The sequence below is a fragment of the Gardnerella sp. KA00390 genome (assembly GCF_049244075.1).
GTDB classification, from domain to species: Bacteria; Actinomycetota; Actinomycetes; order Actinomycetales; family Bifidobacteriaceae; genus Bifidobacterium; species Bifidobacterium vaginale.
Window position 1 is genome coordinate 853,690 of the sequence record NZ_CP058372.1, and the last position, 21,048, is coordinate 874,737.

At 40.7% G+C, this 21,048-nt stretch carries 19 protein-coding genes; 17 read left to right on the forward strand and 2 right to left on the reverse strand.

Annotated elements, in window-relative coordinates:
- Positions 1 to 37 precede the first annotated feature (37 nt).
- The 17 genes from HXT53_RS03345 (at position 38) to HXT53_RS03425 (ending at position 19,726) form a co-directional block, all read left to right on the forward strand.
- Complete coding sequence (locus HXT53_RS03345; RefSeq protein ID WP_004115199.1) at positions 38 to 982, forward strand: hypothetical protein; 945 nt, start codon at positions 38 to 40, stop codon at positions 980 to 982.
- Positions 983 to 1,117: 135 nt separating this feature from the next.
- Positions 1,118 to 1,681, forward strand: a complete 564-nt coding sequence (efp, locus tag HXT53_RS03350) for an elongation factor P (RefSeq protein ID WP_004115197.1) — start codon at positions 1,118 to 1,120, stop codon at positions 1,679 to 1,681.
- Between the two features lie 163 nt (positions 1,682 to 1,844).
- Positions 1,845 to 2,375, forward strand: a complete 531-nt coding sequence (gene nusB, locus HXT53_RS03355; RefSeq protein WP_004115195.1) for a transcription antitermination factor NusB — start codon at positions 1,845 to 1,847, stop codon at positions 2,373 to 2,375.
- Positions 2,376 to 2,550: 175 nt separating this feature from the next.
- On the forward strand, positions 2,551 to 3,765 hold the full coding sequence (gene carA / locus HXT53_RS03360; protein ID WP_421780682.1) for a glutamine-hydrolyzing carbamoyl-phosphate synthase small subunit: 1,215 nt from the start codon (positions 2,551 to 2,553) through the stop codon (positions 3,763 to 3,765).
- A gap of 29 nt (positions 3,766 to 3,794) precedes the next feature.
- Entirely contained in the window at positions 3,795 to 7,190 is a 3,396-nt protein-coding gene (gene carB, locus HXT53_RS03365) for a carbamoyl-phosphate synthase large subunit (protein WP_421780683.1), read from the forward strand.
- A gap of 3 nt (positions 7,191 to 7,193) precedes the next feature.
- On the forward strand, positions 7,194 to 8,093 hold the full coding sequence (gene pyrF, locus HXT53_RS03370) for an orotidine-5'-phosphate decarboxylase (protein ID WP_004115188.1): 900 nt from the start codon (positions 7,194 to 7,196) through the stop codon (positions 8,091 to 8,093).
- 22 nt (positions 8,094 to 8,115) lie between these two features.
- Positions 8,116 to 8,733 (forward strand): guanylate kinase, encoded by a 618-nt coding sequence (gene gmk / locus HXT53_RS03375; RefSeq protein ID WP_065189661.1) that lies wholly within the window; start codon positions 8,116 to 8,118, stop codon positions 8,731 to 8,733.
- Positions 8,734 to 8,842: 109 nt separating this feature from the next.
- Positions 8,843 to 9,127, forward strand: coding sequence for a DNA-directed RNA polymerase subunit omega (gene rpoZ / locus HXT53_RS03380; RefSeq protein ID WP_004111763.1), 285 nt, complete (start codon positions 8,843 to 8,845; stop codon positions 9,125 to 9,127).
- Positions 9,128 to 9,240: 113 nt separating this feature from the next.
- On the forward strand, positions 9,241 to 10,467 hold the full coding sequence (gene metK / locus HXT53_RS03385; RefSeq protein ID WP_004138151.1) for a methionine adenosyltransferase: 1,227 nt from the start codon (positions 9,241 to 9,243) through the stop codon (positions 10,465 to 10,467).
- Between the two features lie 25 nt (positions 10,468 to 10,492).
- A complete protein-coding gene (locus HXT53_RS03390) occupies positions 10,493 to 12,943 on the forward strand; it encodes a primosome assembly protein PriA (RefSeq protein WP_009994738.1) in 2,451 nt (816 codons plus the stop codon).
- 46 nt (positions 12,944 to 12,989) lie between these two features.
- Positions 12,990 to 14,114: a shikimate dehydrogenase gene (locus tag HXT53_RS03395; RefSeq protein ID WP_004117195.1), complete on the forward strand. Its 1,125-nt coding sequence runs from the start codon at positions 12,990 to 12,992 to the stop codon at positions 14,112 to 14,114.
- On the forward strand, positions 14,111 to 15,010 hold the full coding sequence (rapZ, locus tag HXT53_RS03400; RefSeq protein WP_009994741.1) for an RNase adapter RapZ: 900 nt from the start codon (positions 14,111 to 14,113) through the stop codon (positions 15,008 to 15,010). Before HXT53_RS03395 ends, rapZ begins: the two co-directional genes overlap by 4 nt.
- 175 nt (positions 15,011 to 15,185) lie before the next feature.
- Positions 15,186 to 16,124 carry a DNA-binding protein WhiA gene (gene whiA / locus HXT53_RS03405; protein ID WP_004111755.1) on the forward strand — a complete coding sequence of 313 codons (939 nt, stop codon included), beginning with the start codon at positions 15,186 to 15,188 and terminating at the stop codon, positions 16,122 to 16,124.
- A 215-nt stretch (positions 16,125 to 16,339) separates the two neighbouring features.
- Positions 16,340 to 17,545 carry a phosphoglycerate kinase gene (locus tag HXT53_RS03410; RefSeq protein WP_004115173.1) on the forward strand — a complete coding sequence of 402 codons (1,206 nt, stop codon included), beginning with the start codon at positions 16,340 to 16,342 and terminating at the stop codon, positions 17,543 to 17,545.
- Positions 17,546 to 17,650: 105 nt separating this feature from the next.
- Positions 17,651 to 18,448: a triose-phosphate isomerase gene (tpiA, locus tag HXT53_RS03415; protein ID WP_004111753.1), complete on the forward strand. Its 798-nt coding sequence runs from the start codon at positions 17,651 to 17,653 to the stop codon at positions 18,446 to 18,448.
- Positions 18,449 to 18,507: 59 nt separating this feature from the next.
- On the forward strand, positions 18,508 to 18,756 hold the full coding sequence (gene secG, locus HXT53_RS03420) for a preprotein translocase subunit SecG (RefSeq protein ID WP_004115170.1): 249 nt from the start codon (positions 18,508 to 18,510) through the stop codon (positions 18,754 to 18,756).
- Between the two features lie 133 nt (positions 18,757 to 18,889).
- A complete protein-coding gene (locus HXT53_RS03425; protein ID WP_416451191.1) occupies positions 18,890 to 19,726 on the forward strand; it encodes an HAD hydrolase family protein in 837 nt (278 codons plus the stop codon).
- Positions 19,727 to 20,316: 590 nt separating this feature from the next.
- Here HXT53_RS03425 and HXT53_RS03430 read toward each other — a convergent pair.
- Together HXT53_RS03430 and HXT53_RS03435 are read right to left on the reverse strand one after the other, a co-directional pair.
- Complete coding sequence (locus HXT53_RS03430; protein ID WP_421779925.1) at positions 20,317 to 20,766, reverse strand: hypothetical protein; 450 nt, start codon at positions 20,764 to 20,766, stop codon at positions 20,317 to 20,319.
- A 1-nt stretch (position 20,767) separates the two neighbouring features.
- Positions 20,768 to 20,968 carry a helix-turn-helix transcriptional regulator gene (locus tag HXT53_RS03435; RefSeq protein WP_004133084.1) on the reverse strand — a complete coding sequence of 67 codons (201 nt, stop codon included), beginning with the start codon at positions 20,966 to 20,968 and terminating at the stop codon, positions 20,768 to 20,770.
- Positions 20,969 to 21,048: the final 80 nt, after the last annotated feature.

A 21,048-nucleotide genomic window follows, 5' to 3' on the forward strand; every position in this document is an offset into this window, starting at 1 on the left:
ATTCATACATAGGTTTGTTAAACAGGAATGGCGGATTATGAAAGAGGACAATAACGAATATCAGGATTTGAATGATATAGCTTCATTTAATAATCCGCCTGAGTATGAGCAAGATGTCATTTTTGATCGGTCTAGTAATGATTCAAACAGATCATTATTAAGCGATAAGAAAGCTATTGCAGTGATTATATCTATTTCACTTACTGCAGTGGCAATTGTTATCGGAATATGGTTGTCTTTGTTTGCGAATAGTTCTAAGAGTAATATAAACGCGGGCGAGCCATCTAAAAAGTGCGTGCAGTTGCGTACACAAGTTCTTTCAGCTAAAGCTAATCTTAAAAAAATCATTTCAAGTCAAAACGTGCATGATGCTTCTGAAATAAAATCTTCCGATTTTGATGCTGATTTTGATTCAGTTAAGGATGCTGTTGACGATTTTCAATCTTCCTTAAATTATGCCAATGATGATTTGAAAAATGATATTTCAGATTGTCCAGTTGGAGCCAGTTCTTACGATTCACCATCAGTCGAAAATAAGCTTTCCAACCAGTTGGATACTTTGAGTAAAGATGCTGATTCGCTTAAAAAATCTTCTGATAATCTTTTAAAAACAAGCAGAACTTCTTTTGGCGATCAATTGTTAAATCTTGTTAAAAAAGCTAGAGAGCTTGTAGAAAAAGCGAAAGATTTGCCTATTTTAGCTGTTGCTTCTAAAAGTCTAGAAAATGCTATTAATGATGCTGGTAATGCTCTTGCTAAAAGCAGCAATAATTATCAAGAGTTAAAGCAGTCTTATCAAAAAATAAAAGCTGTTATAAGCCAGTACGAAGATAGAATTAAAAAAGTGAGCGATAGATTTTTAAGTAGAGATGGCAATGGGTATCCTTTTGATGCTCCACATCCTCAGGATGATCAAGGTGGCTATATTCCAATGGGTCGTAGTCAAAACTCAGAGTCGTCGGAACAAAACGATCAAGAGTAACGAATAATCGCGTTAAATGCGTGTTGTTATTTTAGTTGTTATTTTAATTAGTTGACGCTTTGTGGCATAATAAGCAAGGTTTATTTCTTAGCTGTGTATATTGCAGCTTTAATTAACGAAAGAAACGGATAACTCGTGGCACAGACTACCAATGATATTAAAAATGGATCGGTTTTGAACCTTGAAGGTCAGCTTTGGACCGTTATCAAGTTCCAGCATGTTAAGCCAGGTAAAGGTCCTGCTTTTGTGCGTACCACCATTAAGAACGTGCTCTCGGGCAAGATTGTCGACAAGACTTTTAACGCCGGCATGAAAATGGAGTTCGAGACCGTTGATAATCGCACTTTGCAGTACTCTTATGAAGATGGCGATAACTTCGTCTTTATGGATATGAACACTTATGATCAGGTTTATATTCCTAAGGACTTAGTTGGTGAACAAAGCAAGTATTTGCTTGAAGGCACTGATTGCATTGTAAGTTTCCATGACGGCACTCCTTTGAGCGTTGAGCTTCCAGCTTCCGTGATTTTGACTATTACTCACACTGAGCCAGGCTTGCAAGGCAATCGTTCTAACGCTGGTACTAAGCCTGCAACCGTGGAAACCGGTGCTGAAATCCAGGTTCCACTCTTCGTGGGTGAAGGCGAAAAGGTGAAGGTCGACACTCGTGACGGCTCTTACCTTGGTCGTGAAAACTAATTAAATTTTTTGTATAAAGCGACTCGGCGGCGATTCTTGTTGCTGAGTCGTTTTATTTTGCAATAGCTATTTTGTGCAATATTTGATATATATTGATGTAAGTTTAATTCTTGTAGACTTTAATGATCTATAAGACTATGTAGTTTGATAGAAAGACGATACTATGGCACGTTCCACCGCTCGCAAAAGGGCTTTGAATACGCTGTATGAAGCAGATGAAAAGAATCAAAATATTCTTTCTTTGCTTGAAGAACGTTTGAAGGAGCCAGGTGCGCAAACTCCTCTTCCAGATTATGCTGTTGATATTATTCGAGGAGTTGGTGAACGTAGAAATAGGATTGATAAGACATTGAATCGTTATTCTACTGGCTGGAAAGTCGGAAGAATGGCTGTGATTGATCGTAATATTTTGCGAATAGCCGTATGGGAGATTCTCTTAAACGACGAAGTTCCAGATAAGGTAGCTATCGATGAGGCTATTTCTCTCGCAAAAATGTATAGTGATGATGATGCTATTGCGTTTATTCATGGCTTGTTAAGCGCGATTATGGCAGACAAAGAAGCTTGCTTAGCAAAGTTTAATGGTGAATCTTCTTCTGAAGATGCTGCTGGAGAAGTTAATGAAACTGAAGCAGCTGATTCTTCAGATGTTGAACAATCTTCTAATGAATTTAATACTGATTCTGTTGAGTGAATTTAAAATTGCGTATAATCCGTTTAGTGCAGTAGCGTTAAGCGGATTTTTTTTTATTATGAATTCGTAATAATAATTTGCATTAAGAAATTGTTGATAGCTATTATCGGCGCGTCGCCGTCCGCCAATCTGAGTAGACTTGCCACGAATAACCTAAAGCCATAAGGGGGTTAAGGTGGGCTATAACGACACCTTCGCCGGATTCGGCACTGATGATGCAGTATTAGTATTGGAAGACGGACAAGTTTACGTTGGTAAACCATTTGGCGCAAAAGGTTCTACGCGCGCTGAAATCGTGTTCTCTACAGGAATGACTGGTTACCAAGAAACGCTTACTGATCCAAGTTATGATCAACAAATAGTTGTTCAAACGTTCCCACACATAGGAAATACGGGAATTAACAATGAAGACCCAGAATCTTCAAAAATATGGGTTGCAGGATACGTGGTAAAAGCTCCAAGCCCTATTGTTAGCAATTGGAGATCCACTGGTTCCTTGGAAGATGATTTAGAAAAACAAGGAATAGTAGGAATCAGTGGTATTGATACAAGAATGCTGGTACGACATTTACGCTCAGTTGGCGTTATGCGTGCCGGCATTTTTTCTAATGATGCTCTTATAGACAAATCTACTGGAGCAATTCGCACAGTTGCGTCTTTTGTGAATGAGATTAAACAAACTCCTCAAATGCAAGGCTTGCGACTAACTGACGAAGTTAGCACGCAAGAAGCTTATACGATTGAGCCTTGTGGAGATTACGAAGGCAAGGAGCCTCTTTACACTGTTGTAGCTGTGGACTTTGGTATAAAAGCCATGACTCCGCATCGTTTGGCACAGCGTGGATGCCGTGTACACGTTGTAAGCTCCTCAATAAGCTTTGAGTCACTTCAAGCACTTAACGCAGATGGCGTGTTCTTCTCGAATGGACCAGGTGATCCTGCTCAAGCAAATCGAGAAGTGGAATTATTGCGTAACGTGTTAGATGCAGGATACCCATTCTTTGGAATATGCTTTGGAAACCAGCTTTTAGGTCGCGCGCTTGGGTTTGGAACGTACAAGCTTAAGTTTGGTCATCGTGGCATAAATCAGCCTGTAAAAGACGTGACTACTGGAAAAGTGGAAGTTACGGCTCATAATCACGGCTTTGCTGTAGACGCTCCTATTGGTGAGACTATCCAATCGCCTTACGAAAATGGACATTTTGGTCGCGTAATAGTGTCTCATGTAGATCTTAACGACAATGTTGTAGAAGGCTTACAATGCCTTGATATTCCAGCTTTTTCTGTGCAATATCACCCAGAAGCAGCCGCAGGACCTCATGATGCATCGTACTTGTTTAACTGCTTTGTAGAACTTATGCAAAATCACAAGAATAAAAGCGAAAAATAGTAGGTATAAAGGGATAAAAGGAATTTATAATGCCAAAACGTGCTGATATTAAATCCGTAATGGTTATTGGTTCTGGTCCAATCGTAATTGGTCAGGCTGCAGAATTCGACTACTCTGGAACGCAAGCTTGCCGAGTACTTCACGAAGAAGGAATCCGCGTAATTCTTGTAAACTCTAATCCTGCTACTATTATGACGGACCCAGAGCTTGCAGACGCAACATATATTGAGCCGATAGACACGTCAATTTTGGAGCGCATTATTGCTAAAGAGAAGCCAGATGCGCTTCTTCCAACATTAGGTGGTCAAACTGCTCTTAATGCCGCAATGGACTTGGGTCGTGCAGGAATCTTAGAAAAGTATAATGTAGAGCTTATTGGCGCATCTCTTGAGGCAATCGACCGCGGCGAAGACCGTGAGCTTTTCAAAAAAGTTGTTGAAAAAGCTGGAGCCGAAAGCGCAAAATCCTTTATTGCTCACTCAATTGAAGAAGTAGACAAAATTGTTGAAACACTAGGATACCCAGTTGTTGTGCGTCCAAGCTTCACAATGGGTGGCTTAGGCTCTGGAATTGCTCACAATCAAGAAGAATTACATCGCATTGCAGGAGCAGGTATTCACTATTCTCCAACAGACGAAGTGCTTATTGAAGAAGGCATTGAAGGCTGGAAGGAATTTGAGCTTGAACTTATGCGAGATTCCAAAGACAACGTTGTTGTTGTGTGCCCAATTGAAAACGTTGATCCTGTGGGCGTTCACACTGGAGATTCGATTACAGTTGCTCCATGCTTTACGCTAACAGATCGCGAGTATCAAAAGATGCGCGATATCGGTATTGCAATTATTCGAGGCGTTGGCGTTGATACCGGCGGATGCAATATTCAGTTCGCAATCAACCCTCAAACTGGTCGCATTATCGTAATCGAAATGAATCCGCGAGTTTCGCGTTCTTCTGCGCTCGCATCTAAAGCAACTGGCTTCCCGATTGCAAAAATCGCTACAAAACTTGCTCTCGGCTACACTTTGGACGAAATTCAAAACGATATTACGCGTTCAACTCCTGCAAGCTTTGAGCCAACGATTGACTATGTTGTAACTAAGATTCCGCGCTTTGCTTTTGAAAAGTTCCCTGGAGCAGACACTACGCTTACTACTTCTATGAAGTCGGTCGGCGAAGCAATGGCTTTGGCTGGAAACTTCCAGGAATCTCTTGGCAAAGCAATGCGCTCAATCGACAAGCGTCACGCTTGCTTTAACTGGGACGGCGAGCGCCCAAGTAAAGAAGAAGTTAGTAAGCTTCTTGAAGAAATGCACACTCCAACAGAGCACCGCTACTTGCAAATTCAGCGCGCGCTTTGGGGTGGAGCAACTCCAGAGCAGATTTTTGACGCAACAAAGATAGACCCATGGTTTGTTGAGCAGCTTTCGTTAATTAACAAAACAGCTTTAGAGGTTCGTGAAGCAGAAAATTTGACGCCAAAAGTGTTAAAGAATGCTAAGCTTGCTGGTCTTTCGGATGTTCAAATTGCGCATTTGCGTAATCTTGGCGATGAAGGCGAAAACATGGTTCGTGAGTTGCGTTGGGCGTATGGATTGCATCCTGTTTACAAAACGGTTGACACGTGTGCTGCAGAATTTGATGCTGTAACGCCTTACTACTATTCTTGCTACGCTGACGAAAGCGAGCTTAAGCCACGCGATCGCGAAGCTGTAATCATTCTTGGCTCTGGTCCAAACAGAATCGGCCAGGGTATTGAGTTTGACTACACTTGCGTTCATGCTGTTCAGGAATTGGGTAAGGATTACGACACAATCATGGTCAATTGCAATCCTGAAACAGTTTCTACAGACTACGATATGTCGGATCGCCTTTACTTTGAGCCTCTTACTTTTGAAGACGTGCTCGAAATTTACCAAGCAGAAAAGAAGCTTGGTCCTGTTAAGGGCGTGATTGTGCAACTCGGTGGTCAAACGCCACTTTCGCTTGCTGCTCGTCTTAAAGCTGCAGGAGTGCCAATTTTGGGAACTACGCCTGAGGCTATTGATTTGGCAGAAAATCGTGAGCTTTTCGGTGAGGTTCTTCGCCAAGAAGGCATGAATGCTCCGCGCTACGGCACTGCATTAAGTCTTGAAGAGGCTAAGGATGCTGCTCACGCAATTGGTTACCCTGTTCTTGTGCGACCAAGCTACGTGCTTGGCGGTCGTGGCATGGAAATCGTGTACGATGATGCTCAGCTTGCAAAATATGTGGATCGCGCTTTACAAGAAGCTCAAGCAGACACTGTTGTTTCTGGTCGTTTGCCTTCGCCGCTTTTGATTGATAAGTTCCTTCAGGACGCTATTGAGATTGATGTTGACGCACTTTACGACGGCAACGAGCTTTATATTGGCGGAATTATGGAGCATGTTGAGGAAGCTGGCGTCCACTCTGGCGATGCTGCTTGCACTCTTCCTCCAAGCACGCTTTCGGATGATCAAATTCGCCGTCTTAGGGAGGGCACGCTTTCGATTGCTCGCGGATGCTCAGTTCGTGGTCTTATTAATGTGCAATACGCTTTTATGGCAAACACTCTGTACGTAATTGAGGCGAATCCTCGAGCGTCTCGTACTGTTCCGTTTGCGTCTAAAGCTACGGGAGTTGCTCTTGCTAAAGCTGCTGCTCGAATTATGGCTGGCGAAACAATCGCACAGCAGAGAAAGCGCGGTCTTCTTCTTCCTAAGGGAGATGGTGGAGATATTCATCCAGGCCAGCAGGTTGCTATTAAAGCTTCCGTTTTGCCTTTCAAGCGTTTCCGCACGCCTGTTGGTCGCACAGTCGATATTTTGCTCGGACCAGAGATGCGCTCTACTGGAGAAGTTATGGGCTTTGACCGCGACTTCCCACATGCTTTTGCTAAGAGCCAGCTTGCAGCGTACAAGGGCGGTTTGCCTACAAGCGGCAATGTGTTTGTGTCTGTAAGTGATGCAGATAAAAGGCAATTGCCGCTACTTGCAGTGCGCCTAGTAGAGCTTGGATTTACTATTTGGGCTACCGAAGGTACAGCATCTGTTCTTAGACGCTACGGCATTGATTCCGTTATTGTTGATAAGCTTTCTAGCCTTGGCGACACGGCGAAGGATGTGCGAAATGCTGAGCCTTCGCATGAAAGAATCGGCAAAAACGTGGTTGAGCTGATTGAGAATGGTAAGATTGATATGGTGTTGAACACGCCGAATTCCAGAGGGTCACGTACGGATGGTTATGCTATTCGTGCAGCTGCTGTTGCAGCAGACCTTCCGCAATTCACTACAATTACGGAGTTTGCACCAGTTCTTATGGCTATAGAAGCTGTTAAGAACAACGATTACCAGGTGATGAGCATTCAGGAGCATGCCAAGCAACTGTTTGCAATCGAAAAGGCAGAAAACGAAGAAAGTCGGGCTTAATACATGACCGAAAGCATACGAGAGCAGGAATTGCAGGCGCAAAGATCCGATTTTGGATTGCGTCTAAAAAACGCTATGGCAAAATACGGTCCATTATGCGTTGGCATAGATCCGCACCGCAAGATGCTGCTTAATTGGGGATACAAGATGGATGCTCAAGGAGCAGAATTGTTCTCCATGCGTATGCTTCAGGCCATGAACGGCAGAGCTGCTGCCGTAAAATTCCAGTCGAGCATGTTCGAGCGTTACGGGTCTAAGGGGTTCGCGGCGCTCGAACGAGTGCTGTATGCTGCAAGACAAATGGACGTAATTACTATTGTTGATTGCGGTCATGGTGGATTGTCTACAACAATCTCTGCGCTTGCTGACGCATACTTTAAGCCAGATGCGCCTCTTCTTACTGATGCTATTACACTTCTTCCGTATTACGGAGCTAGGTCAATGGGTGGGTTGATTAATGAGGCTCTTAATAATGGCAAGGGAGTGTTCATTGCTTCGCTAACGTCTAATCGCGAAGGCGCTAGCCTGCAAACTGCTATTCGTCAGACTGGTTCCTACCGCGGCACAACTGTTGCTCATGGTATTGCTCAAACTGCGCAAATTTTTAACAATAATACAAAGGGCATGGGTTCTGTTGGCTTAATTGTTGGAGCCACTATTGGAGATTGGATGAATGGCGGTGGAATCGATTTAACGAGTTTTACTGGTCCTATTCTTTCTCCAGGTTACGGTTGGCAGGGAGCGGAAGCTAACGATTTGAAAACGGTTTTTGCTGGTACGCATGGAAATGTTTTAGTAACAGTTTCTAGGTCTATTGCTTCTCATGGTCCAGATATTGGTGCATTATCTACTGCAACTGAACGAATAGCTTGGGATATTCGTCAAGCATTAATGGATTCATAAAAATTATCTAAGAGAGTCAAATATGGTTAGTTTAAACGATACACAGAGTATGCCAGTCGCTACTAAAAGGCGTTTGATTGTTCTTACTGGTCCTACTGCAGCTGGTAAGGGCACTGTTGAGGGAGTATTGCGCGAAAAACATCCTAATATTTGGCTTTCTGTTTCTGCGACTACCAGAAAACCTCGTTATGATGAGTTTAATGGAATTCATTATTGGTTCATTGATGAAGAAGAGTTTGAGCGCAGGAAGAGGAACGGAGAGTTTCTGGAGACTGCTATTGTTCATGGAATGGCACATTATGGCACTTTAATTCAGCCTGTTTTAGATCATCTTGCTCAAAACGTTCCAACTCTTTTAGAGATTGATCTTCAGGGAGCTAGGAGAGTTAAGCAGGAAGCTTCTAGATTAGGTTTAGAAGTCGTATACGTATTTATTGCCCCTCCTAGCTTTGAGGAGCTTAAGCGTAGACTTATTGGTAGAGGTACTGAAACTCCTGAGCAGCAGGCTAAGCGTTTGCAAACCGCTAAAGTAGAAATGGCTGCGTCTAGCGAGTTTGATTTTGTGATTGTTAATGACGATGCTCAGCGCGCTGCAGATGAACTTTGGAAGATAATAGCTAAAGAATACGATTTAGATTAATTTAAATTAATTTAGATTAATCTAAATGAGTAATTCCTAAATATCCTTGCAATAGCTTACAATAGTCTACTTGGAAACTATTGTGGCACCATAGAATATGGAGAACATTATGGCATTGGGCACTAAGCCAACACCTACGGGACTTGCAAATCCGCCTATTGATGATTTGATGCAGCATGCGGATTCCAAGTATGCGCTTGCCTTGTTTGCCGCAAAACGAGCACGGCAGATTAATTCTTATTTCACTCAGCTCAACGAAGGATTGTTGCAGAATGTCGGTCCTCTTGTTGATTATAGAAACCAAGAGAAGCCTCTTTCTATAGCATTCCGAGAAATTAATAAAGGTTTGCTGGTGGAGAATCTTGGTGAAGATGATATGAATGAGGGAAATTAAGTTTTCTTTACATTTTTAATTGCAGCCGTATTATCCTATGCTTGTTGGTATTGGATATGCGGCTGTTATTGGTTTTAGTGCATAAGTTTTAATTTTTTAATTAAAGGGGAGTTATGTCGGAAGCTAAACTTATTTCTGCAGAATCTGTTACAGAAGGTCATCCTGATAAGCTTTGTGATCAGATTGCAGATGCGATTCTAGATGATATGCTTCGTCAAGATTCTCATGCGCATGTTGCTGTTGAAGTTTGTGCATGCGTAGGACAATTTGTAGTCTTCGGGGAAGTTAGGGGAGAAGTATACACCGACATACCAGGAATTGTTAGAAAAGTTGTACGCGAAGTAGGATACAACAGTTCAACTGTTGGCTTGGATGCTGATTCATGTGGAGTAATGGTATCTTTAACTGAGCAAAGCGCGGAGATAAATCAAGGTGTTTCTAGATTAGATTTAGAATCCGAAAGTATTGCGTCTAAAGAAGATCGTTATAAAAGCCAAGGCGCAGGCGATCAAGGCGTTATGTTTGGATATGCTAGCGATGAGACAGACGCTTATATGCCACTTCCAATATATCTAGCTCATCAGCTTGCCCAGCGCCTATCCTACGTGCGAAAATCTGGAATTGTATCTAAACTTAGACCAGACGGTAAAACACAGGTTACAATCGAATATGATGAATTTGGGAACCCTGTTCGTTTAGATACTGTTCTTATTTCAACACAGCATGACCCAGATGTGAGTCATGATTGGCTTAGAAATCAACTTGTCCAAAACGTTGTAGAGCCTGTTCTTAACAAAGTGTTAGGGAAAAACGTAAATCATAATGATTACAGAATGCTTGTAAATCCAACTGGATCTTTTGTTTTGGGTGGTCCTGCAGCAGATTCTGGTTTAACAGGCAGAAAAATTATTGTAGACACTTATGGAGGGGCTGCACATCATGGTGGTGGAGCTTTTTCTGGCAAAGACCCTAGTAAAGTGGATCGTTCTGCAGCCTATGCTGCGCGTTGGGTTGCTAAGAATCTTGTTGCCGCAGGTTTAGCCCATAAAATAGAGGTACAAGTTGCATATGCGATTGGAATTGCAGAGCCTGTTAGCGTGAATGTAGAAACTTTTGGAACCGAAGCTAATGGAATTACTCGTTCAGATATTTCTAAGATTGTTCGAAAAGTCTTTGATTTACGCCCAGCAGCAATTATCGACGAGCTTGATTTGCTTCGACCAATCTACTCGAAAACTTCTGCTTATGGACATTTTGGAAGAACAGATGTTGATTTTCCTTGGGAAAGACTTAATCGTGTTGATCAGATTAAGAATGAGGTAAAATCTTTAAAAAATTGATTTGAGGATTTAAAAGGATGTGCTAATGCTTGAGCAGCCTTCACTTGATGGTTTAGCGCGCAAACCACGTAGGCGTAAGAAGAGTGATTCAACCCAGAGTCAAGCTGATAATTGCCCTATTGCTCATATTGTGCTGGATGTTCAAGCATCTCATCTCGGTAAAACTTTTGATTACATTGTTAGCAAAGATCAGGATGATTACGCTAAGCCAGGGTGTATGGTCCGCGTAAAATTTGGTACTAGACGCGTAAATGGAATTATTTGGAGTAGGAGTGAATCAAGCACAACACCAATATCTTCATTAAAGTTTATTGAAAAAATTATTCCAATAGGGGAAGTAGTTTCTAAATCTTTTATGGAAGATATTTCTTCAATAGCTGATGCTTATGGTGGAACAAGAGCTAATATTATTAGACTTGCTTTACCTAGAAGAATTGCTGGTGTAGATAAAGAAAATTTGCTGGACGATATTCATTTATCTAAAAGAGTAAAATGGATTAATGAATTACAAAAAAATTTTAGGTCTAATGATACTTGCGCGATATCTCAATACGATGGAAGTGAGAATCTTAGAAAAACAACATATGCTCGTATGATTGCAACATACAATAATGCGAATCTTCTTAAACAATCCTTAGAAGATGTTCATAAACCGTATTATTTGCATCATGAAAATAGTTCGCTTTCGAATAATTATAAGAATAATTGCAAAGCTTTTCTTATAGATGCCTTACCAGGAGCAATGAGATGGGCTCAGGATTTAGCGTGGATTATTGTAACTGCAATAAGAGCTGGTCGTCAAGTTGCTGTTGTTCTTCCTACAATTCGCGAAGTAAACGATGTTATGCGTGCCCTTATGGTTTATGGTCTTAAACCTTATAAAAAATCGCAGAATCCAAGTGGAACTTTAAGTGGAGATGTTGCTCGTCTTTGCGCATATGATTCTCCAGCAGACAGGTATAGAGCGTGGAGAGCTATAGAAAAAGGAATTGTTCCATGTGTTTTAGGAACAAGATCTGCAATGTATGCACCAGTTGAGTCGCAAGCGCTTTTTGTGATTGTAGAAGATGGCGCATATCAGTACGCAGATGGTATGATGCCTTACGCTCAAGCTAGAGGAGTTATGCGATTGCGCACACAAAATCATAATGGCGTTTTCATAACAATGTCTTTTGCTAGAAGCGTAATAAGTCAAAACGAATTAAAAGGAAAAAATCTTGCTGCAAAAGTAAGTGGACCTTTAATTGAAATTAAACCATTTAATACTATTGTTAGTAATGCTTGCCCATGGGTTCGTCTACTTAATTTGGATAACCTTAATAAGATAAATGACCCGAGTGCAGGATCTAGAATACCGTATACTGCACTAGCGTCGATTAGACAAACTTTAGACGCAAATCTGCCTGTTTTACTTGTTACAGCACAAGACGATACTGTTCAGCGTGCTGCATGCAAAAAATGCCATAGTATGGCTCGTTGTAAACGCTGTACAGGTCCTCTTGACTTACCTATAGATGGTTCTGCTCCTAAATGCGCATGGTGTGGAAGTGCTGCGATTGGCTGGAAGTGCTCGAATTGTTCTAGTGGATCTAACTTTATCGAGGCTATTCGTGTTGGCGTCAATTTTACTGCCAAAGAAATATTTAAGATTTTCAATGATGTTCCAATTATTATATCTTCCGCGAAGCAGAAAAGTGGTGTTATAGAGTGGATTGACCAGAAGCCGATGATTGTCATTTGTACTTTAGGAGCAGAACCTCGAGTTTTAAGCTCATCTAAAAATTCTTGCGGAGAATATGGTCTTGTTGCGATTTTAGACGCGTGGACGAGTCTTTACAACACTGGTTTAGATTCTCGAATAGACACTTTGAATGCTTGGATGAAAGCAGCTTCAATGTGTGCGTCAAAAAACAGAGGTGGAAGCGTTCTTATTTTGGGTGAAACTTACGATATTCTCGCTAAATCTTTGGAAGAATGGGATTCATCAATTCTTTCTAAACAAGAGTTGCAAGAAAGAAGTGAAGCACTTCTTCCGCCAACTGTATGTGTCGCAAGAATATGGGGTTTTAGGCAGGCTGTAGTAGATACGCTTAATGCGATTGGCGCAATGAGTGTAGATGTAAGCGAAGATATTACAAAAGTTGTAAGCAAAAATGGTGATTTAGATAGTTCTAGTAATCTTCCAATGTTAAAAGTCGAAACTAAAGATAGTGAATCTGTGGTTTCAGGCGATTCGAGTGAATCCGAATATCTTCCACCTTTACTTGGAATTGTTCCAATGAAGCCTCCTTCAACATTGCACGAGCAAAATTCTCAACGCTTTGAAGAGTTAAACGACAGAGTTAAAGCAGTTGTAAGAGTGCCATTAGAGTATAGAGATGAATTAGTTAATCGTTTGAAAAAAGAATGTGCAAAGCATTTTGCAATGCGAAAAAATGGTGAATTAAAATTTAGTGTGGATCCTAAGGATTTGTAAAATCGCATAAACTTATTAATAAAGACTTATAAATAAAGAGGTTAAAATGGTTGAAAAATGCTACAATTGCGCGGTTTTGGGCAATCCTATATCGCACTCTCTATCTCCAGTTCTACACAATGCTGCATATAAGGCATTGGGCTTAAATAATTGGCATTATGGTAAAGAAAAAGTTAGCGAGGAAGACTTAAAAGATTTTATTGCAAATCTTGACGATTCTTGGAAAGGCTTAAGCCTTACAATGCCACTTAAAAAAACAATTATGAGCCTAGGTGTAGCTTGCGATTATTGGTCTAAAACGCTTGGTGTTGCAAATACTGCTGTGTTTAGTAAAAAGCCATGCTTAGAAAATCCTGAGACGATTGAGCTTTGTAACACAGATGTAAATGGTATTGTAATGGCGTTAATACACTCTTTAAAGTCTCAAATATTAAACGCTAAAAGTGCGGTTATTATTGGCAGCGGAAACACTGCGTCTTCTGCAATGGCAGCTTTAATAGAAATTGCTCAAGGTTCAAAATTGAGTAAAGTTAGTGTTGTTGCAAGATTGCAAAGCGATGGTAAAACTGTTAAAGGCGTTAGTAGATTTAACGATTTAGTAGATAAATATAAATTGGATTTTCCAAATAGCAGAAGAATAGAGCCGTCTAACTTGAATCTTAAAAACAAACGTGGCTACAAGCCTGTTTGCGGTATAGAATTCCCTACTATTGATCCTGAGTTTATAAAAATATCGCAAGATATAGAAAAATGTGATAAATCTCACATTCTAGAATCTATTTCTTCGTTGGATGCAATTGAAGCAATTGTAAACGCAGATATTGTTATAAGCACTGTTCCTGCTCATATAGCAGACGGATTAGCGCTCGCTTTGTGTGAATATTGCAAGGAAAAGTCAATAAAACATTTAGGAGCTTTGCTAGACGTTGTATATGATCCTCGACCAAGCCAGATGCTTAAAGTTTGGAGAAAATATGGCATGGGTATTGGTGGAGAAGAAATGCTTTTATATCAAGCACTAGATCAAGTAAAACTCATGACTTTTGATTATAGGCATTCAAGTGATGATTCGTGTGATGATTCTTGCATAATCAAACACCAATCTGACAAGGCTACAGATTACGATTACATAAGAAGTTGCATGGAAAAAGCATTGAAGGAGGCGTTATGATCACTGAAAATAGTGAATTCTCGCAGGTGGCAAGCGATTTTGAAGTAATGCTCATTACTGGCATGAGCGGCGCTGGCAGATCTCATGCAGCAAATGCTTTGGAAGACATGGGCTGGTATGTTATTGATAATCTTCCTCCAAAGTTACTCATCCCTCTTGTAGACATGATGACATCTTCTGGATCTAAAGTTCATAAGCTTGCAGCAGTTATTGACGTAAGATCACGCGGATATTTTGATGATTTATTTGTTGTTTTGGGTCATATAGATGATTTAGGCGTAAAAACTCGAATACTATTTTTAGATGCATCTGATTCTGTGCTCATTAAAAGGTATGAGTCAGTGCGCAGACCACATCCTTTGCAGCGCGGAGGAAGACTTATAGATGGTATTTTGGAAGAGCGTGAGCTTTTATGTCATCTTAAAGATTGCGCAGATATTATTATCGATACTTCAAATCTTAGTATTCATCAGCTTTCCACTAAACTTTATGAGGGGTTGCTTGGAAAAGGATCTTCTACAGTATCTGTTCACATTTTTAGTTTTGGGTTCAAGTACGGAATGCCTATGGACGCCGATTTTGTGGCAGATATGCGATTTTTGCCCAATCCATTTTGGATTCCAGAGCTTAGAGATTTAACTGGAAAAGATAAAGCAGTTAGCGATTATGTTCTTAAAAATCCAGCGGCAATAGAATTCTTAGACTATTACGAAAAAGCTCTTCTTACGGCAATTGATGGTTTTGCAAAAGAAGATAAACATTATGTAACAATTGCTGTTGGATGCACTGGGGGTCAGCATAGGTCTGTAGCTATTAGCATAGAGCTTGCAAGAAGACTAAAATTAAGAGGATTGCAGGTTACAGTATCTGCTAGAGAGATGAGATCTAGAACATGATTTAATTTCTCCTATAGGATTATGTAATATAAAAAGCAGAACTATAAAAAGGTAAAATGTCCAAGTCATTGGGTATCACAGAAAGCCGAGCATGTAGGTGTTTTGCACATCGTGCAACGGCATCTTGTATGAATCCCAACGCATACTCTAAGAAGAACAAAATAGGAGGTTTCCCTTGGCTCTTCTTGACGACGTAAAGAACGAACTCGTCGCAAATAATAGTGAGCTACCAGCGGTTGTTATGGCTCAGGCAGCAGCAATGATGCGTTTTGGTGGCGGCTTAAGGCCGGTTAATAATCAGGCTGTGATTCGTGCACAGTTTGATTCTCTAAGCGCAGCGCAATGGCTTGTAGATACGCTTGTGACATGTTTCCAAAGAGAAGCAACGATTTCTCAAACTACTCGTCAGACTCCTACAGGTGTTGTTACTCGTTACGATGTTCTTGTGGAGCGAGGTGCTGCAGCTTTGGCTCTGCAATCAGGTTTGTTGGACCGTCGTATGCATATCGTTGCTGGTCTTGCCCCTGAAATTGTTGGTGGAAGTATTGCGCAGGTTAAAGCTGCGTGGAGAGGTGCTTTCTTAGCTCATGGGGCTATATCCGATCCTGGAAAGGCAAGCTATTTAGAGATTGTTTGCCCAACTCATGAGGCTGCTACAGCGTTGCAAGCAATGGCAGCACGACTCGGAGTTGGTGCAAAGGCGCGCAAAGTTAAAAGCTCTGAGCGTGTTACTTTGAGAGATTCTGACGCTATTGAGCGTATGCTGATTTTGATTGGAGCTCCTCGTTCTGCTCGAGAATGGACTGGTAAGCGTTCTGATGGTGAAGCAAGAGGCAAAGCTAATCGACTGGCAAACTTTGATGATGCTAATATGCGCAGAAGTGCTAAAGCTGCTGCAGAAGCTTGCGAAAAGGTTCGTCACGCTTTCGATGTTCTTGGGGACGATATTCCAGAAAATCTTTTGATGGCAGGAAAGTTGCGACTGCAGCATAGTGATGCAAGTCTAGAAGAACTTGGTCATTTAGCGGATCCTCCGATTACAAAGGATGCTGTTGCTGGTCGTATTCGTAGGCTTTTGCAGCTTTGCGCTAAAGTAGAAAAGTCGCGAATGTAATTGCTTTTTTGACTGAGTATTTATTCGTATTGGCCGCATACTTTTAGTATGCGGCATTTTTTGTAGTTTTTTATTATCTAATCTTGGGCGTGCTTGTTGCGCACATGCGATATAATTGCTCATGGAATTTATAGACGTTTTAGCTTTGCTTTCGTCTTTTTTCTTGTTAAATTCGCCATCATGATTGGTTGAATCATGTTTTGGAAAGGATACCAATGAAGACACTTAAAGATTTGGGAGATTTGAGCGGCAAGCGCGTACTCGTTCGTGCTGATTTTAATGTTCCTCTCAAGGGCACGACTATCACAGACGATGGTCGAATCAAGGCTGCTTTACCAACGATTAAAGCTTTGCGTGAGCAGGGTGCCAAGGTTATTTTAATGGCCCATCTTGGACGTCCAAAGGGTCAGGTTGTTCCAGAGCTCTCTTTGGCTCCAGTAGCGGCTCGCTTAGGTGAACTTCTTGGTGTTAATGTTGTTTTGGCTGCAGATACTTATGGTGAAGATGCTCAGGCTAAGGTTGCTGCAATGAACAATGGCGACGTTGTGTTGCTTGAAAACGTTCGTTTCAACGCTGAAGAAACCAGTAAGGATGCGTCCGAACGCGCTGAATACGCTAAGAAGATTGCTGCTCTTGGAGAAGTTTTTGTTTCCGACGGTTTCGGTGTTGTTCACCGCGCCCAGGGTTCAAATTACGATGTTGCTGCCGATCTTCCAGCTGCTGCTGGCTTGCTTGTTGAGAAGGAAGTTAAGGCACTTTCTCGCGCAACCGAAAATCCAGAGCGTCCTTTGACAGTAGTTCTTGGTGGATCTAAGGTTTCCGACAAGCTTGGCGTTATTGAAAACTTGCTTTCTAAGGCTGATCGCCTTGTTATTGGCGGCGGAATGGTGTTCACATTCCTTAAGGCTTTGGGTCATGAAGTTGGTACTTCTTTGCTTGAAGAGGATCAGCTAGAGAAAGTTAAGGGATATATCGAAACTGCTAAGAAGAATGGCGTTGAGCTTGTTCTTCCAACCGATATTGTTGTGAACGCTGGCTTCCCAGCAGGCGATACTCCTGTTGCTCCAGAAGTTGTTCCAGCGGATGCTATTCCAGCAGACAAGATGGGCTTGGATATTGGCCCTGATTCTCAAAAGCTTTTCCACGACAAGATTGTTGATTCCAAGACTGTTGTTTGGAATGGACCAATGGGCGTGTTCGAAGTTGCAGAGTTTGCTGCTGGTACTCGCGCTGTAGCTCAGGGTTTGGTTGATGCAACGAAGAACGGCACTTTCACTATTGTCGGTGGTGGAGATTCCGCTTCTGCAGTTCGTAATCTTGGATTCCCAGAAGATGGCTTCTCTCACATTTCTACTGGCGGCGGTGCTTCTCTCGAGTTCTTGGAAGGTAAGACGCTTCCAGGTTTGAGCGTGCTTGAGTAAGTGACTTTAAAATATTGTGCCGACTTCGATTTTATAAATTCTTTTTGTAGATCGGGGTCGGCATAATGTTAATTTTATCTTTATAACTAATTCTTAAGGGTGATTATGGTTGTCAATAGGAAACCGCTAGTTGCAGGCAATTGGAAGATGAATTTTAATCACCTCGAAGCCACTCATTTTATTCAAAAATTCTGGTGGCGTCTATGTGATTCTCACTTCGATTGTAAAAAATGCGATATTGCTCTTATGCCATCGTTTACGTCCTTAAGAAGCGTGCAAGTATTAGTTGAGTCTGATAATCTTCCTATTCTTTATGGCGCGCAAGCAGTTTCCGTTACAGCTCAAGGCGCGTTTACTGGAGATGTTTCTGCAGATATGCTTGCAAGCTTGGGCTGCTCAATGGTGATTGTAGGTCATTCTGAGCGACGCAAGTATCATCCAGAAGATGATGCGAATATTGTTGACCAAGTGCGAGCTGTGCTTGCTGCTGGAATGCAACCTATTCTTTGCGTTGGTGAAAGTTTTGAAGAGCGCAAGCAGGGTATAGAGCTTGATTTTGCAGTTGGACAGGTTCATGACGTTACTCGCGATTTAGATTCTAAGCAGGCAGAGCGTTTGATTATTGCATACGAACCAGTTTGGGCTATTGGAACTGGAATGGTAGCTACAGCACAGTCTGCTCAAGATGCTGCTAAGGCTATTAGGGATGATTTGCAGGAAACTTTCGGGGATACTGTATCACAAAAAGTTAGAATACTTTATGGCGGCTCTGTAACGTCTTCTAATGCAGCAAGTCTTATTTGTGAGCCAGACGTTGATGGATTTCTTATTGGTGGAGCTTCTTTAGACATTGAGGAATTGGCTACTATTGTTCAATTGTCGTCTTACAAAAATCGAATTTAATACATAGGTCAATGGCTTTTACTATGCTTTACAAAGTACTCTAAAACAGGAGGTTACTTGTGTCCGCTGTGAAAATTGTTTTGCAAGTGTTGCTTGTGCTGACCAGCATTTTGTTGACATTGTTGATTTTGATGCACAAGGGCAAGGGCGGCGGTCTTTCCGACATGTTCGGCGGCGGTTTAACGAAGAACGCTGGTAGCTCTGGTGTTGCAGAAAAGAACTTGAATCGTTGGACTGTTATTATAGCGTTGATTTGGGTGGCTGTTATTGTTGCCTTGAATCTTATGACTAAGTTCTCACTTATCTAAGTATTCTTTTTTAAGCGCGTAATCGATTAGGTTATGCGCTTTTTATTTTATAAGCAGAGCAGGTGTACATTTTGCTATGCTTTTTAAGATGTTAGAAGATGTTAGACTAATTAAAATACATTAGGTTATTGTTATGCTTCATTTTTCTCCTTCTCTTGTGGTAGCAGATCTTGATGGCACTATGCTTCATGATGCTAATGCTTTTGAAAGCAGATATTTAAGCCAAGAAACTGTTAGCGTTTCTAAGCGTTTGAGTGAATGTGGAATTCCGCTTGCGATTATTACTGCTCGACCTGTTGGAAGTGCTTTTGATTTTATTCACGATTTGAATGCTCAAGTTTGCGCGTACCTTAATGGTGCTCTTATTGATTTTGACTGTGCTCACAGCACGATAGGTGAGCTTACTTCGCAAAGAAGCCTTGATACTCTTACGCGTTTTGGATTTGATTCTCAACATGCTTGTAGTGTGTGTTTGCGCTTGCTTAATGAGATTCCTACGCTTCGCATTGGCATTGTTATGAACGATGTTCGTTACACTAATTTTGATGTTCGTATGCTTTGGAGCGAGCAGGATTTTGTTATTACCGATTTTTCTAATGTTCCAAGTGGCATTGCAGACAAGATTATTATTGTTCCTCGAGAGAGTGAGAAGGAAAAACTTCAGAGCATTCTTCCAAGCGATTTTTCACTACACATTAGCGAAGATGTTTTGTGGATGCTTACGAATCCTCTTGCAAATAAGGGGCATGCTTTGAACGTTATTTGCAATCGTTTGGGTGTGAAGCCTAGTCGCACAGTCGTTTTTGGAGACGATATTATAGATATCGACATGTTCCGCGCAGGGGGATACGGTGTAGCGGTAGCGAATAGTAATCCTCGGTTGCTTGCGATTGCAGACGAGGTTTGCGACTCCAACAACAATAATGGCGTTGCTACCTGGCTTAATTCAAATCTTTTTACTAGATTGTGAATAACCCACCTTTCGTTACCGGCGAAGTTGTGTGACGAATTCTTTCGTAGAGAGTCAAACGGAAAGCTTGGTGACATTATCAGTGAAGAGAAGAAATCTACCATTAAAGTCGGAGCAGCTAAAGATCTCAATGGAGAATACCCATTTTTCATTAGTGGTGATGCTGTACTTTCTTGTGATAAACCACTAGTTAATAATCGACCCATTTATATTCCAAATGAGATTGAACTTAAGGTGTTTAATAGCATTGGATATGCCTGCTTATACGACTATATCGTATAATCAACGTGAAAATAGAGCTTTGATAGCTCTCCGTGATTGGCTTTTACCTATGCTCATGAACGGGCAAGCGACAATCGAAGATTAGGCAGCTAAATTATCATTTCTCTATCCATTAATTTCTTCTCCTTAATCTATAAATTTCAATTAAAAAAGCGACTGAACTTATATTTCAATCGCTAAATGTCTTATATATTAAATTGTTTTAAGTGTGGCTTCTTATCCTTACCATTTTTACATCCTAATTTTGAGTATAAAAAAGACGATAGAGTTTTAACTGTCTATCGTCTAATACCTTTACTATGATATTTTTAAATCTTTTTTGACCAATATACTTTTAATAATTTAGAAAATATTATTTGCACAAATGCAACTATTATTAACGCTAAAAAGGCTTCATAACTTACATATGCTACAAATAAAGAAACAGTTACAATAGCCATTGAAAATATAGGTATTATATTTGATCCTGACTTCATCTTTATTAATATCATTCTTTCATCTGTTTCTTTAGTATGCATCTTCTCCAATATATCTCTATTTCTATATGCTCTACCAAGCATTGACATGTAGAATACAGATATAAGTTCAAGTCCAATAAAAAATACTGCTACATAATATGTCACATCTTCTTTTAATGGGAATTTATATTTTAAGTAAAAATTTCCAATAATAACTGCGAGTAAGGCAACCATACATAATAAGACTAAAATACTAATTCTAAATCCTATTTCTTTTTTATATTTTTCTAATTTGTTCATATTAATCATCCTCTTCTATACTAAATATTTCTTCAATACTCATATCAAAAAACTTAGCAATTTTAAAAGCCAACGGCAGTGACGCTATATATTTTCCAGTTTCAATGGAAGTTATGGTCTGCCTTGTAACTCCAACTTTATTTGCCAATTCTTCTTGAGTTATTTTATGCTGTTTTCTTAATCGAAAAATTGTATTTTTCATTTTCCTCCTTCAACAGCAAGCTAACTTTACATATAAAGTATAGCTCGCTTTGCTTTTTTTGTAAAGCGTACTTTGCTTTT

Excerpts from the sequence above, each read along its gene's own strand:
- HXT53_RS03345 (WP_004115199.1), top strand. The coding sequence starts at position 38 with ATGAAAGAGGACAATAACGAATATCAGGATTTGAATGATATAGCTTCA.
- nusB (WP_004115195.1), top strand. The coding sequence starts at position 1,845 with ATGGCACGTTCCACCGCTCGCAAAAGGGCTTTGAATACGCTGTATGAA.
- carB (WP_421780683.1), top strand. The coding sequence starts at position 3,795 with ATGCCAAAACGTGCTGATATTAAATCCGTAATGGTTATTGGTTCTGGT.
- pyrF (WP_004115188.1), top strand. The coding sequence starts at position 7,194 with ATGACCGAAAGCATACGAGAGCAGGAATTGCAGGCGCAAAGATCCGAT.
- gmk (WP_065189661.1), top strand. The coding sequence starts at position 8,116 with ATGGTTAGTTTAAACGATACACAGAGTATGCCAGTCGCTACTAAAAGG.
- rpoZ (WP_004111763.1), top strand. The coding sequence starts at position 8,843 with ATGGCATTGGGCACTAAGCCAACACCTACGGGACTTGCAAATCCGCCT.
- metK (WP_004138151.1), top strand. The coding sequence starts at position 9,241 with ATGTCGGAAGCTAAACTTATTTCTGCAGAATCTGTTACAGAAGGTCAT.
- HXT53_RS03390 (WP_009994738.1), top strand. The coding sequence starts at position 10,493 with ATGCTTGAGCAGCCTTCACTTGATGGTTTAGCGCGCAAACCACGTAGG.
- HXT53_RS03395 (WP_004117195.1), top strand. The coding sequence starts at position 12,990 with ATGGTTGAAAAATGCTACAATTGCGCGGTTTTGGGCAATCCTATATCG.
- rapZ (WP_009994741.1), top strand. The coding sequence starts at position 14,111 with ATGATCACTGAAAATAGTGAATTCTCGCAGGTGGCAAGCGATTTTGAA.
- HXT53_RS03410 (WP_004115173.1), top strand. The coding sequence starts at position 16,340 with ATGAAGACACTTAAAGATTTGGGAGATTTGAGCGGCAAGCGCGTACTC.
- tpiA (WP_004111753.1), top strand. The coding sequence starts at position 17,651 with ATGGTTGTCAATAGGAAACCGCTAGTTGCAGGCAATTGGAAGATGAAT.
- HXT53_RS03425 (WP_416451191.1), top strand. The coding sequence starts at position 18,890 with ATGCTTCATTTTTCTCCTTCTCTTGTGGTAGCAGATCTTGATGGCACT.
- HXT53_RS03430 (WP_421779925.1), bottom strand. The coding sequence starts at position 20,766 with ATGAACAAATTAGAAAAATATAAAAAAGAAATAGGATTTAGAATTAGT.
- HXT53_RS03435 (WP_004133084.1), bottom strand. The coding sequence starts at position 20,968 with ATGAAAAATACAATTTTTCGATTAAGAAAACAGCATAAAATAACTCAA.